Here is a 16,231-nt window from a genome sequence, read left to right on the forward strand (position 1 = left end):
GCCGGCGCCGGGTCTGCGATAATGCCCGCCATGACGGTCTCCGCAGCCCCGAATTCCATCCGACGCACGCCCGGCGCCCGGGTCTCGGTGGCGCCGATGATGGCCTGGACCACACCGGCCCAGCGCTACTTCATGCGGCGCATCACGCGCGATGCCCTACTCTACACCGAGATGGTCACCACGGGTGCGCTCATTCACGGCGATACCGCACGCCTGCTGGCCTTCAACGCCGACGAACACCCCGTGGCCCTGCAGCTCGGCGGCAGCGAACCCGGCGACATGGCCCACTGCGCGGCGCTGGCCGAGGCCGCCGGCTATGACGAAGTCAACATCAACGTCGGCTGCCCGAGCGACCGCGTGCAGAACGGCGCCTTCGGCGCCTGTCTGATGGCCGAGCCGGCCCGCGTGGCCGACTGCGTGGCGGCGATGAAGGCCCGGGTTGCGATCCCGGTCACGGTCAAGACCCGGATCGGCATCGACAACCAGGACAGTTACGCCTTTCTGCAGACCTTCGCCGCGGCCGTGCGCGCCGCGGGCGCGGATCACCTGACCGTGCATGCGCGCAAGGCATGGCTGTCCGGCCTGAGCCCGAAGGAGAACCGCGAGGTGCCGCCGCTGGATTACGACCGCGTCCATCGCCTGGCGGCGGAATTCGCGGGTTGGCCGATCGGCCTGAACGGCGGCGTGACCACACTGGAATCCGCGGCCGCGCAGCTCGAACACGTCGACAGCGTGATGATCGGCCGCGAGGCCTACCGCAACCCCTACGTCATGGCCGACGTCGATCGACGATTGTTCGGCCGTGACGCAACCGCGCCGACGCGGGCGGAGATCGTGGCCGGCATGCGCGACTACATCGGCCGTCACCTAGCCGCCGGTGGCGCCCTGAAGGACGTCACCCGGCACATGCTGGGGTTGTATCATGGCCGCCCGGGCGGCCGGGCCTGGCGGCGCGTGCTGTCCGAGGAGGGGCACCGCCCCGAAGCCGACCTGTCCGTCGTCGACCGCGCGCTGGCGCGGGTCGAACCCGAATTCGAAGAGGCCCCCGCCTGATGCGCCACCGACTCCGCCCGTTCGCCCTGATTCTGCTCGCAGCCGTCACCGTCGCCGCACCGTCGGTCGTGCTGGCCGACGACACCACGTCCCAGTCCAAAAACAAGGAAGACCCCATGGTTGTCATGCACACCAATCGCGGCGACATCGAGATCGCCGTTCATGAGGACAAGGCGCCCGTCACCGCCGAGAATTTCCTCAAATACGTCCGCGACGGCTTCTATGACGGCACCATCTTCCATCGCGTGATCCCCGGCTTCGTGATCCAGGGCGGCGGTTTCACCAAGGACTATGACCGCAAGAAGACTCGCGACCCGATCGAGAACGAGTCCGACAACGGTCTGAACAACGACCGCGCCACCCTGTCGATGGCGCGCACCAACGACCCGGACTCCGCCACCTCGCAGTTCTTCATCAACCTGTCCGACAACCCACCGCTGAACGCGGGCCGGGACCGGGCCGGCTACGCCGTGTTCGCGGAGGTGACCTCGGGCATGGACGTGGTCGACGAGATCGCGGATGTGCCGACCGGCTCGGCCGGGCCGTTCCGGCAGGACGCACCGCAGCAGCCGGTCGTCATCGAATCCGCCGAGATCGTCGCCGACTGACAGGACGGCGTGGCCACGCACTTCATCGCCGACCTGCATCTGCAGGGCGACGACGACGTCAACGCGCATCGGCTCGCGGCCTATCTGGCCGGGCCGGCGCGGGCCGCGGACGCCCTCTACGTCCTCGGCGATCTGTTCGACGTCTGGATCGGTGACGACGGCTCGCTGCCCCGCCATCGCGCCACCGTCGCCGCCTTTGCCGAGCTGACCGCCGCCGGCGTGCCGGCCGCCTTCATGCGCGGCAACCGCGACTTCGCCGTCGGCGCGGCGTTTGCCGAGGCCACCGGCCTGCGCATCCTCGACGACCCCACCGTCGTCGACCTCCATGGCACCCCGACGCTGCTCACCCACGGCGACGGCCTGTGCACCGACGACCACGCGCATCAGGCGTTCCGGGCGAAATACACCGATCCCGCCTGGCGGGCGCGGATGCTGCGCATCCCACTCTGGCTGCGGCGTCTGATCGCCGTGCGGGCGCGGCGGCGCAGCGCGGCGGGCAAGGCCCGCAAGGCGGCCCGCATCATGGACGTCAACGCCGATGCCATGGTCGAGGCGATGCGCCGCCACGGGGTCGCACGCCTGATCCACGGCCACACGCATCGGCCGGCCTCGCACCACGTCGATCTGGACGGCGAGGCCGGAGCGCGCCACGTGATCGCCGACTGGCGCGCGGATCAGGCGGAGGTGATGACAGTCGATGCGCGCGGTGTCCACCGGCATTCGCTGCTCGATGCCGAGCACGCCCGGCGCCCGGCCGACGCCACGGGCTGACGCCAAGGCGACACATCGACCCACAAGAAGCGGGCCTCCGAAGGCACGCACCGTGGTGCATCGCCGCGGATCGCGCCGAGCGCGCCTGTCGGCAGCCGCTCGCGCGACAGAGCGACGCCGACCGTCTGCCCGGCTGGCTTGCACCCTGGCCCAGCCGCCGGTCGGCCCCGTTCGAGACGGCCCCCGGCGCAGGCGGCCGCGCCTGCGCCCGAGCCGTGCCTGCTTCGGTGCAGTCCTCGACCGGCGCGTCGACCGGCCGGCGACACCGGTTTTTGCGCAAGCCGCGACGCGTGGTCGCCACCGGGACTGTCGGTGCGCATTACACTGATCGAGCCGCTCGGCCCCGCGTCCATATCGCGTCTCGCCGGCGATGATCCTCCCTGCAGCGTCTGGCGCAGAACCACGGCCATCGGGCGCCCTCAACCGCTCATGACAGAACGGATTTCCCGTGGCCGGACGACAGGCCGCGATGACCTTATTCCGCCGCGACGACCCCGGCTGATAACAGCAATTGTCAACTATATCGACACTTGAATCGGTCCCCGCGCTGGACGGTTGCTTTCTGCAAAAGGACGGCTTCTAATACGCGCGTTACCAACGGGTCGGCGCATGTCGTGCCGGCGATGGCTTGGCAACGAGGGGACATCCATGAAAGGCAAGTTTGGTTCGCTGGCCGCAGCCTTGGCCGGGGGCGTGTTTCTGGCAACTGCGGGCGGCGCTTCGGCCGCGCCGATCACCGGCGACGCGCTGATGCAGCAGTTCAATCTGATCGTGCTGGGCGATCTGGATTCGACCTCCGAGGTCGAGGGTCGCACCTATGTCGGTGGCAATCTCGGCGGTTCCTCGTCGACCTACTACACCCGCGGCAGCCAGGCACCGGCCTCGAGCTACGACGCGGTCACCGTGGGCGGCAACATCACCGGCGGCTACAAGAACATCAACGGCGGCGGCAACGTCGTGGTCGGCGGCAACGTCGAGAACATGAATCTGAACGGCGGCAGTGCGCGCATCGGCGGCACGGTCACCGGCAACGTCAACGGCTCGAAGCAGACCGGTGCCGCAGTCACGATTCCCAACTTCGGAACCGTCTTCCAGGACTATTCCGGTTCGCTCGGCGGCCAGGCCAGCAACACCACGTTCAGCCAGAACAGCCAGGGTATCCGCTTCACTGCCGGCGGTTCCGATCTGTCGGTGTTCTCGATCGGCGCCGACCTGCTCTCGAGCAGCCGCGAGATCGGCTTCTCGCTCGGCACCGACGACCACATCCTGATCAACGTCGACGGATCGTCGCTGGCCAGTGGCAGCATTCTGTCGCTCTCGGCCAACTTCCTTGCGCCGACATCGACCATCGCCTCGAACGTGATCTGGAACTTCGGCGACATCGGCGCGATCGATTTCGGCACCGAATTCTGGGGCTCCATACTTGCCCCGGACGCCCAGCTGACCAACCGCAACAGCCTCAACGGCAGCGTCGTCGCCGCCGGCTTCACGCAGCGCGGGGAAGTGCATCAGCCGCTGCTCGACGGCGACTTCCCGTCGCCGGTACCGAACGATCCGCCACGCGCGATCTCCGAGCCCGCGATCTGGCCGTTGTCCGCACTGGCAATGGCCGCCATCGCCGTCGTCGGTTTCCGCCGTCGGCGCGATGATTCGGCCGCAGGTGCGGTGCAGGCCTGATCACGGCCCGCACCGTCATCGGATGACACCCCGGCGCGCGTCGCGCCGGGGTCCTGTCCTTGAGCTTGGGCCTCAGCACTTCATTCGAACGCTGCGTTGGAGATCGCACATCGTGCGCGTCAAGGCGCGAGTCGCGGGTCGTGGCACGTCACGATCAAGACGTGCAATGCCGCAGCGCGCCCATGGTTGTTTCTTGCGCGGCCCAAGCCTTCGGGACAAGTCTCGTTGGTGGCAATCCAGCGTTGCCGCCGAATGCTGACGCAGAATGACCGAACGGCGCGCACGACGCCTCGTCTTGCCGCCCGTAGTCGATTCTTGGAAGCGTTTGGCTCGGGGGCTCTGAGGTACTAATAGGCTCTGGGCGATCACCATCACGCCAGGCGAGCCCGTTGGTCCGCCTGTGGCGCCGACCGCCCCGTTCCTTCCCGATCTACTGCTGACACCGCCACGTCGCAGTGCGTCACGCGAGCCAGACCGGGGCGCGAGCCGTTGTCGATCTCACAGCGGACCCGGGATCAACGGCGTTCGCGCTCGGCGAGCCAGTCCAGTTCCGGTTCCGAAAACCGCGCCTCGCGGCGCGCGGGAAAGTTGTAGGGTCCGGGCGGGCCGCCGTTCATGTATTCGTCGAGCAGACGGGTGAAGGTGGTATCCGGGTCCAGGCCGCGCGGCTCGGCGCAGTGGCGGAACCAGCGCGTGCCGATCTCCACGTGCGGCACCTCCTCTTCGAGGATGATCTCGAAGATCGCCACCGTCTCGTCGTCGCCGGCCTGGCTCAGCTTGTCGATCATGCCGGGCGTGACGTCCAGTCCGCGCGCTTCGAGCACGCGCGGCACCAGCGCCATGCGGATCATGACGTCGTGCGCGGTCTTGACCGCCATCTCCCAGAGGCCGTTGTGGGCATCGAAGTCGCCGTAGGCGAAGCCGTGATCGGCCAGGCGCGCGTCGAGCAGTTCGAAGTGGCGGGCCTCGTCGGCGGCCACCCGCAGCCAGTCGGCATAGAATGCTACCGGCATGCCGCGAAAGCGGTAGGCGGCGTCCAATCCCAGGTTGATGGCGTTGAACTCGATATGGGCGATGGCGTGGATGAGTGCCGCCCGGCCTTCCGGGCTGCCGAGCCCGCGTTTGGACAGCTTCGCCGGATGCACGAGCGCGGGCCGCTCCGGCCGGCCGGGCACGGGGACATCCACGGGCGTGTCGCCGGCCGCGGCCAGCGGCGCACTGTCGGCGGCGTGGAGCGCGCGTGCCGCCGCGCACTTGGCCGCCGGGTCGCGGGTCATGAGCGCGGCGTGGACATCGTCCGGGTGCATCAGGTCAGCCCCGGCTCGAGGTCGGCGATGATGTCCTCCACGTTCTCCAGTCCCACGGCTATGCGCACCACACCGTCGGTGATGCCGGCCCGCGCGCGCTCCTCGGCGGAGATGCGGGCGTGGGTGGTGCTCGCCGGGTGCACGATGGTGGTTCGCGTGTCGCCCAGATTGGCGGTGATCGAGATCATGTTCGTCGCATTGATCAGCCGGAAGGCGGCCTCGCGCCCGCCGGCCAGACGCAGCGAGAGAATGCCGCCGAAGCCGCCGGGCTGCTGGCGCGCGGCGAGCTCGTGCTGCGGGTGCGAGGCCAGTCCGGGGTAGTAGACGTGCTCGACCGCCGGCTGGTCGGCCAGCCATTCCGCCACTCGCTGGCCGGCCGCGCTGTGCGCGCGCATGCGCACTTCCAGCGTCTCCAGCGCCTTGTGGAATATCCACGCGTTGAACGGGCTCATGGTGGGCCCGCAGGTGCGCAGGAAACGGAACACCCGATCGCCGACGACGTCCGCGTCGCCGATCACCGCGCCGCCGAGCGCCCGCCCCTGGCCGTCGAGGAACTTGGTCGCCGAATGGACGACCACGTGGGCGCCGAAATCCAGCGGCCGCTGCAGCGCGGGCGTGCAGAAACAGTTGTCGACCACCAGCAGTGCGTCGTTGTCATCGGCCAGTTCGGCCAGCGCCGCCATGTCGACGACCTCGGTCAGCGGGTTCGACGGCGTCTCCACGAACAGCATGCGCGTCACCGGAGTGATCGCCGCCCGCCAGGCGTCGAGATCGTCCGGCGCCACATAACTGGTGGTGATGCCGAGCTTGCCGAGATAGTTGTTGAACAGGCCGATGGTGGAGCCGAACAGCGTGTGCGCGGCCACGATATGGTCGCCGGATTCCAGCGTGGCCAGACAGGTCGCCAGAATCGCCGACATGCCCGATGCGGTGGCCACGCAGCACTCGCCGCCCTCCATGGCCGCCAGACGCTTCGAGAACGCGTCGACCGTGGGGTTGGTGAAGCGTGAATAGATGTTGCCGGGTGCATCGCCGGCAAAGCGCGCCGCGGCCTCGTCGGCGGACTCGAACACGAAGCTGGACGTCATGTAGATGGCGCCGCTGTGTTCGCCTTCGGGCGTACGGTGCGTCCCGGCGCGCACGCCGCGGGTGGCGGTTCCCCAGTCGGGGTCGAAATCGTCGCTCATGGCTGTCTCCTGGCTGGGTCCGGGCACAAAAAAACCCGCTGTCGCGCATGCGAAAGCAGGCCTGCCACCCTCGACCCGTTTAGCGGAATTTCAGGCCGGTTCACGCTGTGCGTGCCGTGGTCCGGCCCTGGGGCGCCCGCAAGCTGTTTCAAATCGGCGCGCGGGCAGTATGCAGCGGCCGCGCGAGGCGATCAACCGCTCCGCACGGCCCGGCATACCGCATCTACTCGGCGTTGTGCAGTTCGAGCACCGCATTGTCCTGATTGCGCCGCTCCTCCCGCTTGGCATCGGCACGGAAGAGCTCGAGCTGCTCGAGATAGTCGGCGCTGACGTCTGCGGTGATGTACTGGCCCGAAAACACCGAGTCCTCGAACGCGGTCAGTTCGGCGTTGCCGGCGCTGACCGCGCGCTCGAGGTCGGCCATGTCCTGATAGATGAGCTTGTCGGCGCCGATGACCTGGGCGACCTCTTCCTCGGTATGGCCGTGGGCCACGAGCTCGGTCGCGCTGGGCATGTCGATGCCGTACACGTTGGGATAGCGCACCGGCGGCGCAGCCGAGGCGAAATAGACCTTGCGCGCCCCGGCCTCGCGCGCCATCTCGATGATCTGGCGCGAGGTCGTGCCGCGCACGATCGAGTCGTCGACCAGCAGCACGTTCTTGTCGGCGAACTCCAGGTCGATGGGATTGAGTTTCTGGCGCACGGACTTCGCCCGCTGCTGCTGACCGGGCATGATGAAGGTGCGGCCGATGTACCGGTTCTTGATGAAGCCCTCGCGGTACTTCACGTCGAGCTGGCTGGCCAGTTCGACCGCCGCCGTGCGGCTGGTCGACGGGATCGGGATGACGACATCGATGTCGTGATCGGGCCAGTCGCGGCGGATCTTGTCCGCCAGATACGTGCCCATGCGCAGGCGCGCCTTGTAGACGTAGACGTCGTCGATGACCGAGTCCGGGCGCGAGAGATAGACATACTCGAAGATGCACGGCGCGTAGCTGGGCTGGTCGGCGCACTGCTGGACGTGGATCTCGCCGTCCAGGGTGATGACCACGCACTCGCCGGGGTTGATGTCGTCGATGATCTCGTAGCCCAGCGCGTCCAGCGCCACCGACTCGGAGGCGATCATGTAGTCGGTGCCGGCCTCGGTCTCGCGCTTGCCGTAGACCACCGGGCGGATGCCGTGCGGATCGCGAAAGCCGACGAGTCCGTAGCCGGTGATCAGCGCGGTCGCCGCATAACCACCGCTGCAGCGGCGATGCAGGCCGGTCACCGCCCGGAAGATATCGCCCGGCGAGAGTTGCAGCGCCTCGGTGCGCATCAGTTCGTGGGCGAACACGTTGAGCAGGATCTCGGAATCCGAGTCGGTGTTCAGATGCCGGCGGTCGGTCCGGAACAGGTCTTCGGCGAGCTGTTCGGCGTTGGTGAGATTGCCGTTGTGCGACAGGCAGATCCCGTAGGGCGTGTTGACGTAGAACGGCTGCGCCTCGGCGCTGCTCTCCACGCCCGCGGTGGGATAGCGCACGTGCCCCACCCCGGCGTTGCCCTGCAGTCGCAGCATGTGGTCGGTCCGGAACACGTCGCGCACCAGACCGTTGTCCTTGCGCAGGAACAGCCGGCCCTCGTGCGTGGTGACGATGCCGGCAGCGTCCTGGCCGCGGTGCTGGAGGACGGTCAACGCGTCATAGATTTCCTGGTTGACCGGGGAGTGGGAGACGATGCCAACAATGCCGCACATAGCGAGACCGCTTGGAGTGAATGAGTGATCAGGGCGCCGCCGAGGCGTCCGCGGGCGGCGCGTCCGGGTAGGTCACCGCGCCGGCCAGATCCGGCGGCAGGAAGTCCCGCGCCCAGAGCGCGCCGTCCTCGAGATGGCCGATGAACATCGAACGCTGCCACCAGGCGTCGCGCGGCACGGGCGTGACCCCCGCGAGCAGCACCAGCAGTACCAGCACGGCCACGCCGCGCAGCACGCCGAAGGCGCCGCCGAGCGCTCGGTCCGTGCCCGCGAAACCGGTCTCGCTGACCAGCCGCCCGATGATGTAGTTGACGATCGCACCGAGCACGAGCACCGCGACGAAGACGACACCGAAGGCGACCGCCAGGCGCGCGGAGTCGACCGAGATCCAGTTCTGCAGAAAGCGGGCGCCGACTTCCGCGAAGGTGAAGGCGAGATAGAGCGCCAGAATCCAGGTTGCCAGACCCAAAGCCTCCCGCAGGAATCCGCGAAAGAAGCCGATGATCGCCGACAGCGCGATCACCGCGAGAATAGCCACATCGACCCAGATCATCGCACTCGCTCGTGCCCTGCGCGCGCGGACAGTCTAGCAAACCCCGCGACCGCCGGCGCGATCGGCCGCTGCGTGGCCGTCACCTGTTGCGCTGCACGAGCGCCGATCGTCCCTGCGAACGCAGTGTCGAGGCCGCGGCCCGGGCGGCGTCCTCGCTCTCGAACGGGCCGATTCGCACGCGATAATAAGTGGTGCCGTCGACGTCGCCGGCGCGGTAGTAGGCGTCGAAGTCGCCCGACAGCGCGTCGGCCACGCCCTGTGCGTTCGATTCCTGTCGGAAGCTGGCCACCTGCACGACCCAGCCGCCGCCGGCCGGGGCACTGTCGCGGCGCAGCGCGCCGCCCTCGGAGGCGGTGGACTCGGCGTCCGCGGCCCCGGCCTGCGGCGGTTCGGGTTCGGAGTCGGCCTCGGCTTCGGGCGCCGCGTCGGACGGGCCATCCGGCGCCGACGCGGTCTGAGTGTCGGCCGCCGGTTCGGGCGGCAACTCCGGCGTCGGCGTCGACTCGGGCTGCGGCTCGTCGGGCTCGGCTTCGCCGGCGGCCGTCGCATCCGCATCGGACTCCGGCGATACCGGCTCCGGGGGCGGCGCCGATTGCGCGTCGCCGGAGCCATCGCCCGTCGCGTCTCCGCCGGCGCCGCGGGCCTCGTCCGCGGCGTCCGCCTGCTGCCCTTCGCCCTCGCCGGCGCGACGCGCCTCGCCCTCCGGCGTGATCTCGTAGACGCGCATCGATTGCGTGGCCCCGTCGCCGCCGTTCAGGCAGCGGGCCAGCAGAAGCGGAATGAGCACGCCGATGATCACGAGCACCACCGCACCGACGATGCGTTTTTTCATCACGTCCTGCATGACAGCGTCTGCCTCCGGGCGTTGGCCACGGTGAAGAAGGAACCACAGACCACGATGTGATCACCGGCGGCACCGACCGCGCGTGCCGCCGCCAGTGCCGTTGCCGGATCCGGATGGCAGGGCGCATCGCTTGCCAGCCGCTTCGCGAGCGCGGCCGCGGGCAGGCCGCGATCGGTGACCGTATCCAGACCCGCGATGTAGAGCGCATCGGCCAGGTCGCGCAGCCGCCCGCCCGCGGTCTCCACCGGCTTGTCGGCGAGCATCCCGAGCACCACATGCGTGCGCCCGGGAACCGGCTGGCGGGCCAGATCGTCGACGAGCACGGCAATGGCCTCGGCGTTGTGCCCGACATCGTAGATGATCGTCACATCGCCGTCGACGACCCGTTCTCGCCGTCCCGGCAGCGCCGCCTGGACGCGCGCGGCGGCGATCACGTGCTCGCCGCGCACGGCCACGCCGAGCCGCCGCACCACACTCAGCGCCGCGGCCAGATTCTCGACGAGCACGCCTGCCTGCGCCGGGATGTCCAGCGCGGCGTCACCGTCTCGCCAGCACCAGCGATCGTCCTGCACCTGCAGGTCGAAATCACGGCCGATGACCGCCAGCGGCGTTCCCTTTGCCTCGGCCCGCTCGGCGATCGACGCCGGCATGTCGCGATCGGCACAGACCGCCGGCCGGCCGGCGCGGAAGATGCCGGCCTTCTCGAAGCCGATCTGTTCGCGATCGTCGCCCAGCCAGGCCACGTGATCGAGGCCGATGTTGGTCACCAGCGCGACGTCGCCGTCCACGACGTTGACGGCATCGAGCCGGCCGCCGAGCCCGACTTCCAGGACCACGAAATCCAGTGCGGCGCGGGCGAACAGCCACAGGGCCGCGAGCGTGCCGAACTCGAAGAAGGTCAGCGCCACCCCGCCCCGCGCGGCTTCCACCGCGGCGAACGCCGCGCACAGATCCGCGTCGGCCACGGGCGCCCCGTCGATCCGGATGCGTTCGTTGTAGCGCCAGAGATGCGGCGAGGTGTAGCTGCCCACCCGGCCGTGGTGCGACAGCAGGGATTCGATCAGCGCCACGCAGCTGCCCTTGCCGTTGGTGCCGGCCACGACGACCGATCGTCCAGGCGGCGGCAGCACCTCCAGCGTGCGCGCCACGGCCGCCACGCGGTCGAGGCCGAGCTCGATTTCGGTGTCGTGCAGCGCGAGCTGCCAGTTCAGCCAATCGTCGACGCTGCCGCCGATCGGCGCCGCCGCGCTCACGCGTCGGCGGCGTCGTTCGGGGCCGGCTGCGGGCTGTGCGTGAGTACCGAGAGCACGCGGTGGATGCGGTCACGCAGATGCCGACGCTCGACGATCATGTCGATCGCGCCGTGCTCGAGCAGGAACTCGCTGCGCTGGAAACCCTCGGGCAGCGTCTGCTTGACGGTCTGCTCAATCACGCGCGGGCCGGCGAAGCCGATCAGCGCCTCCGGTTCGGCGACGTTGATGTCGCCGAGCATGGCGTAGCTGGCGGCCACGCCGCCCATCGTCGGATGCGTGAGCACGGAGACGAACGGCAGGCGCCGCTCCGCCAGTCGTGTGAGCGCCGCGCTCGTCTTGCCCATCTGCAGCAGCGAGAACAGACCCTCCTGCATGCGTGCGCCGCCGCTGGCGGAGAAGAATACGAAGGGGCTGCCGTTGTCGACAGCGGCGTCGACGCCGCGCACGAAGGCCTCGCCGACGACGCTGCCCATCGACCCGCCCATGAAGCCGAAATCCAGCGTCCCGGCCACGATCGGCATCTGCTTGAGCGAGCCGCGCATGACCAGCACCGCCTCGCGCTCGCCCGAATCCTTCTGGGCCTGGGCGAGACGGTCGCGATACTTCTTGCTGTCGCGGAACTTCAGCGGGTCCTTCGGCTCCAGGCCGGTGGCGATCTCCTCGCGGCCGTCGGCGTCCAGGAAGAGGTCCAGCCGCTTGCGCCCGCGCAGCCGCTGATGCGCGTTGCACTTGGGACAGACCTCCAGCGAGCGCTCCATCTCGGCGCTGTAGAGCACCGCGCCGCAGTCGTTGCACTTGGTCCAGAGCCCTTCCGGCACCGCGTTCTTCTTGGCCGCCGAGTCGTTTCGCATCTGCGACGGCATGATCTTTTCGAGCCAGCTCATGCGCGGCGTTCCTCTCTGTTGTTCGAATCCTGTGCGTCGATGGCCGAGCGCATCCCGGCCAGCGTCGTGCCCAGCGCCTCGCGCGTGGCCGCCAGATCGTCGCCGCCGTCAGCGATGCAGCGCACCAGCGTGCTGCCGACCACCACCGCGTCCGCCACCCGCGCCACGTCGGCCGCGTTGGCCGCGGTGCGCACGCCGAAGCCGACCGCCACGGGCAGCCGACTGTAACCGCGGATGCGCTCGATCTGGCCGCCCAAAGAGGACACATCCAGACTGGACGACCCGGTCACGCCCTTGAACGACACATAGTAGACGAAGCCGCCGGCGTTCTCGCAGATGCGCGCCATGCGCGATTCGCTGGTGGTGGGTGCGATCAGGCAGACCGCGTCCAGGCCGTGGGCGTTCAGCGTGGGCATAATCTCCGGCGCCTCCTCGGCGGTCATGTCCACGATCAGCACGCCGTCGACGCCGACCGCGGCGGCCCGCTCGGCGAACCCGGCCAGACCGAGCCGGTCGATGGGGTTGAGATACCCCATGAGCACGACCGGCGTATCGCCGTCGTCACGCCGGAATTCGGCGACCATGTCGAGCACCTGCGACAGGCTGGTGCCGTGTACGAGGGCACGCTCGCAGGCGGCCTGGATGACCGGGCCGTCGGCCATCGGATCGGTGAACGGCACGCCGACCTCGATCACGTCGGCGCCGGCCGCGACCAGCGCGTGCATGAAGCCGACGGTGGCGTCCGGCCGCGGATCGCCGGCCGTCAGATACGGAATGAGCGCCGTGCGGCCGGCCTCGCGCAGGGCCGAGAATCGCGTGTCCAGACGGCTCACAGTCTTTCCCCCGCGGCCTCGGCGACGCTCGCCATGTCCTTGTCGCCGCGACCGGACATGTTGACCAGCACGATCCGGTCCGGCGCCATGGTGGCCGCGAGCTTCTGCGCGTAGGCGACCGCGTGGGCGGATTCCAGCGCCGGCATGATGCCCTCGATGCGGGTGCATTCATGGAAGGCGGCGAGCGCGTCGTTGTCGTCGACGGCGACGTAATGGGCACGGCCGATGTCCTTGAGCCAGGAGTGCTCGGGCCCGACGCCGGGGTAGTCCAGACCCGCCGAGACCGAGTGGGTCGCGCTGATCTGGCCGTTGTCGTCCTGCATCAGATAGGTGCGGTTGCCATGCAGCACGCCCGAGCGCCCCGCCGACAGCGGCGCGGCGTGGCGGCCGGTGGCCACCCCGTCACCGCCGGCCTCCACGCCGTAGATCTCGACCGACGCGTCGTCGAGGAACGGGTGGAACAGACCGATGGCGTTCGAGCCGCCGCCCACGCAGGCGACGATGGCGTCGGGCAGGCGGTCGCAGCGCTCGAGCATCTGGCGGCGCGACTCGCGTCCGATCACGGCCTGGAAGTCACGGACCATGGCCGGGTACGGATGCGGTCCGGCGACGGTGCCGATGATGTAGAAGGTGTCGTCGACGTTCGCCACCCAGTCGCGCAGCGCCTCGTTCATGGCGTCCTTGAGCGTCCGGGAGCCGGACTCGACCGGCCGGACCTCGGCGCCCAGCAGACGCATGCGATAGACGTTGGTGGCCTGGCGGCGCATGTCCTCGCTGCCCATGAAGATCACGCATTCCAGCCCGAGGCGCGCCGCCACGGTGGCCGTGGCCACGCCGTGCTGGCCGGCGCCGGTCTCGGCGATGATGCGGGTCTTGCCCATGCGGTCGGCCAGCAGCGCCTGGCCGATGGTGTTGTTGATCTTGTGCGCGCCGGTGTGGTTGAGATCCTCGCGCTTGAACCAGATCTGCGCGCCGCCGGCCTTCTTCGACAGCCGTTCGGCGTGGTAGATCGGCGTCGGCCGGCCGACGTAATCGGCCATGTCGGCGTCGAGCGCGGCGATGAAGGCCGGGTCGTTGCGCGCGGATTCGTAGGCGGCGGCGAGCTCCTCGAGCGGCGCCATCAGCGTTTCCGCGACGAAACGCCCGCCATAGGGCCCGAAATGGCCGCGGGCATCCGGCATCTCGCGCCAGGCCTGCGCCAGCGTGGCGGGGTCGGCGGCGTGCTGGGGATCGATCGTGGCCATGCTCATCCTGCTCTGGTTACCGCATCCACGAAGGCGTGCATGCGCTCTGGGTCCTTGACGCCCGGCGCGCTTTCCACGCCGCTGCTCACATCCACTGCATACGGCGAGAAACGCCGAATGGCTGCACCGACGTTGTCGGCATCGAGGCCGCCGGCGATCACCAGCGGCATGTCGGGCAGCGAGGTGTCATTGTGCCACTCGAAGCGCTGGCCCTGCCCGCCCGCAGCGCCGGCGCGGTTGGCGTCCAGCAGCAGCCCGTGCGCGTCGGGATAGGCCCCGGCCCAGGCCGCGGGGTCGGCGTCGGCCTCGCCCATGGGTACGGTCTTGATATAGGGCATATCGAAGGCGCGGCAGTATTCCGGCGTCTCGCGGCCGTGGAACTGCAGCATGGAGGGGCGCAGCCGGTCGATCACGGCCTGCACGTCGGCGGCCGCGGCGTCGAGAAAGAGCGCGACGCGGGCCACGAACGGGGGCATGCTGCGGGAGATCGCCAGCGCCTCGTCGAGATCCACGTGACGGGGGCTGTCGGCGTAGAAGACGAAACCGATCGCATCCGCGCCGGCGGCCACCGCCGCGCGCGCGTCGGCTTCACGCGTGATGCCACAGATCTTGACGCGAACCCGTTTCATCGGCTGCTGCGCACGCCTCGTGCGTTGGAACGATTCCTTATTCTACCAGCCGCCATCGTCCAGCGCCGGGGGCGGCAGGCCGAATGCCGGGTCGTGGAACACCCGTCGCAGCGACAGCCCCTGCGCCGGGGCGGTCATGCCGGCGACCCGCCGATCGCGACCGGCCAGCAGTCTCGTCAGCCACGCCGGATCACGCTCGCCGCGGCCGATCGGCAGCAGGCTGCCGACGATATTGCGCACCATGTGGTGTAGAAAGGCGTTGGCGCGCACGTCCAGGCGCAGCCAGTCGCCCGTGCGGGTGACGGTGAGCCACTCGATCGTCCGCCACGGGCTGCGGGCCTGGCAGGCCGCAGCGCGAAAAGCGCTGAAATCGTGCTCGCCCACGAGCTGGGCGGCGGCGGCGTGCATGGCGTCGGCGTCGAGCCGATAATGGCTGTGAAAGGCCCGGTTGCGCCACAGCGCGCTCGGCGCGGTGCGGTCGAGGATCCAGTAGCGGTATTCGCGGGCGAAGGCGCCGAAGCGGGCGTGAAAGGTGTCGGGCACGGGCCGGCACCACTGCACCGCGATATCGTCGGGCAGATACCGGTTCGTGCCCAGCACCCAGGCCCGCTCGCGACGCTCGACCGTGGTGTCGAAATGCACGATCTGGCCCTGGGCGTGGACGCCGGAATCCGTGCGCCCGCTGCAGACCGTGCGCACGAAGGTATCGGCCACCCGCGACAGCGCGGCCTCCAGCGTGTCCTGCACGCTCGGCGCATGCGGCTGGCTCTGCCAGCCCGAGTAGTCGCTGCCGTCGTATTCGATGCAGGCCGCCCAGCGCATGTCAGCCCCGGCCGCTGCGTCGCGCCGCCGCCGAGGCAATGGCTGCGGTGGCCATGCGGCCGATCGGCGTCACCGGTTCCGGCGCAGCGTTCGGAGCGCGCGACGCGGTGTGATGGTTTCCGTCGCTGCTCATCGGCGAGCCGTGCCTTCAACCACACGGCGTGGTGTCTCACGAGCCATCGGCACCGCCTAGCCCAGCCGCTGCATGAGCTCGCGCGCGGTTTCGCGCTGGTCGGCGTTGCCGTCCGCGGCCGCCTCTTCGAGCAGCTCGCGCGCCGCCTCCGGATCGTCCATGTCCAGATACATGCGCGCCAGATCCAGACGGATGTCGATTCGATCGTCTTCGGTGTCGGCAGCGCCGTCTTCAGCCTCGCCGTTATCGTCCAGATCGAACTCGCTGGTGTCGATCGGCGGCAGCGACGCGCCCTCATCGGCCACTGGCCGCGGTTCGCTGTCGGGTGAATCCGAGGTATCCAGCTCGAAGGACAGCCCCGGGTCGGCGCCGCGATCGTGCTGGCGCGCCTCGCCCGCCGCCACCTCGGGCGCCTGCCAGTCGTAGCCGCCGATATCGTCCGCGCTGGTGTCCAGTTGCAGGCCGTCGTCGCCCGCCCCGCCGGGGGTTTCCGACGATGCCCGCGGCGATGCCTCGGCCTGAGGCCCGAGCTCCGCATCGTCATCCGAAGGCGCGGGCGACTCGGGCGACTCGGACGGCTCGGACGGCTCGGACGGCTCGGACGGCTCGGACGGCTCGGACGGCTCGGGCGTGTCCGGCGTGTCCGGCGTGTCCGGCGTGTCCGGCGTGTCCGGCGTGTCCGGCGTGTCCGGCGTGTC

Annotated in this window: 16 protein-coding genes; 4 read left to right on the plus strand and 12 right to left on the minus strand. The window is 69.5% G+C overall.

Annotated elements, in window-relative coordinates; all coding sequences use genetic code 11:
* Positions 1 to 30: 30 nt before the first annotated feature.
* From dusA to SAHL_RS16255, 4 genes are all read left to right on the plus strand, one after another.
* A complete protein-coding gene (dusA, locus tag SAHL_RS16240) occupies positions 31 to 1,053 on the plus strand; it encodes a tRNA dihydrouridine(20/20a) synthase DusA (RefSeq protein WP_123592464.1) in 1,023 nt (340 codons plus the stop codon).
* Entirely contained in the window at positions 1,053 to 1,661 is a 609-nt protein-coding gene (locus SAHL_RS16245; protein ID WP_123592465.1) for a peptidylprolyl isomerase, read from the plus strand. The genes dusA and SAHL_RS16245 overlap by 1 nt, the downstream gene beginning before the upstream one ends.
* A gap of 9 nt (positions 1,662 to 1,670) precedes the next feature.
* Complete coding sequence (locus SAHL_RS16250; RefSeq protein WP_123592466.1) at positions 1,671 to 2,432, plus strand: UDP-2,3-diacylglucosamine diphosphatase; 762 nt, start codon at positions 1,671 to 1,673, stop codon at positions 2,430 to 2,432.
* Between the two features lie 648 nt (positions 2,433 to 3,080).
* A complete protein-coding gene (locus tag SAHL_RS16255) occupies positions 3,081 to 4,109 on the plus strand; it encodes a choice-of-anchor A family protein (protein ID WP_184947781.1) in 1,029 nt (342 codons plus the stop codon).
* A gap of 515 nt (positions 4,110 to 4,624) precedes the next feature.
* Here SAHL_RS16255 and SAHL_RS16260 read toward each other — a convergent pair.
* From SAHL_RS16260 to SAHL_RS17915, 12 genes are all read right to left on the minus strand, one after another.
* The gene (locus SAHL_RS16260) at positions 4,625 to 5,416 is read right to left on the minus strand and encodes a ferritin-like domain-containing protein (RefSeq protein WP_123592468.1); all 792 of its coding nucleotides are present in this window, start codon (positions 5,414 to 5,416) and stop codon (positions 4,625 to 4,627) included.
* Entirely contained in the window at positions 5,416 to 6,603 is a 1,188-nt protein-coding gene (locus SAHL_RS16265; protein WP_123592469.1) for an O-succinylhomoserine sulfhydrylase, read from the minus strand. The genes SAHL_RS16260 and SAHL_RS16265 overlap by 1 nt, the downstream gene beginning before the upstream one ends.
* 223 nt (positions 6,604 to 6,826) lie before the next feature.
* A complete protein-coding gene (purF, locus tag SAHL_RS16270; protein WP_123592470.1) occupies positions 6,827 to 8,338 on the minus strand; it encodes an amidophosphoribosyltransferase in 1,512 nt (503 codons plus the stop codon).
* 28 nt (positions 8,339 to 8,366) lie between these two features.
* Positions 8,367 to 8,891 carry a CvpA family protein gene (locus SAHL_RS16275; protein WP_123592471.1) on the minus strand — a complete coding sequence of 175 codons (525 nt, stop codon included), beginning with the start codon at positions 8,889 to 8,891 and terminating at the stop codon, positions 8,367 to 8,369.
* A 79-nt stretch (positions 8,892 to 8,970) separates the two neighbouring features.
* Entirely contained in the window at positions 8,971 to 9,735 is a 765-nt protein-coding gene (locus tag SAHL_RS16280) for an SPOR domain-containing protein (RefSeq protein WP_123592472.1), read from the minus strand.
* Positions 9,723 to 10,988 (minus strand): bifunctional tetrahydrofolate synthase/dihydrofolate synthase, encoded by a 1,266-nt coding sequence (folC, locus tag SAHL_RS16285; protein ID WP_221178006.1) that lies wholly within the window; start codon positions 10,986 to 10,988, stop codon positions 9,723 to 9,725. The genes SAHL_RS16280 and folC overlap by 13 nt, the downstream gene beginning before the upstream one ends.
* Positions 10,985 to 11,872 (minus strand): acetyl-CoA carboxylase, carboxyltransferase subunit beta, encoded by an 888-nt coding sequence (accD, locus tag SAHL_RS16290; protein WP_123592473.1) that lies wholly within the window; start codon positions 11,870 to 11,872, stop codon positions 10,985 to 10,987. Before accD ends, folC begins: the two co-directional genes overlap by 4 nt.
* Positions 11,869 to 12,705: a tryptophan synthase subunit alpha gene (gene trpA, locus SAHL_RS16295; RefSeq protein ID WP_123592474.1), complete on the minus strand. Its 837-nt coding sequence runs from the start codon at positions 12,703 to 12,705 to the stop codon at positions 11,869 to 11,871. The genes accD and trpA overlap by 4 nt, the downstream gene beginning before the upstream one ends.
* Entirely contained in the window at positions 12,702 to 13,949 is a 1,248-nt protein-coding gene (gene trpB, locus SAHL_RS16300) for a tryptophan synthase subunit beta (RefSeq protein WP_123592475.1), read from the minus strand. The genes trpA and trpB overlap by 4 nt, the downstream gene beginning before the upstream one ends.
* A 2-nt stretch (positions 13,950 to 13,951) precedes the next feature.
* Positions 13,952 to 14,578: a phosphoribosylanthranilate isomerase gene (locus tag SAHL_RS16305; RefSeq protein ID WP_123592476.1), complete on the minus strand. Its 627-nt coding sequence runs from the start codon at positions 14,576 to 14,578 to the stop codon at positions 13,952 to 13,954.
* A gap of 42 nt (positions 14,579 to 14,620) precedes the next feature.
* Entirely contained in the window at positions 14,621 to 15,400 is a 780-nt protein-coding gene (gene truA / locus SAHL_RS16310) for a tRNA pseudouridine(38-40) synthase TruA (protein ID WP_123592477.1), read from the minus strand.
* Between the two features lie 189 nt (positions 15,401 to 15,589).
* Positions 15,590 to 16,231 (minus strand): FimV C-terminal domain-containing protein (locus tag SAHL_RS17915; protein ID WP_221178007.1); only part of this gene is annotated, 642 nt, incomplete at its 5' end.

This window comes from Salinisphaera orenii subsp. halophila YIM 95161 (assembly GCF_003732545.1).
Taxonomy (GTDB): Bacteria; Pseudomonadota; Gammaproteobacteria; order Nevskiales; family Salinisphaeraceae; genus Salinisphaera; species Salinisphaera orenii_A.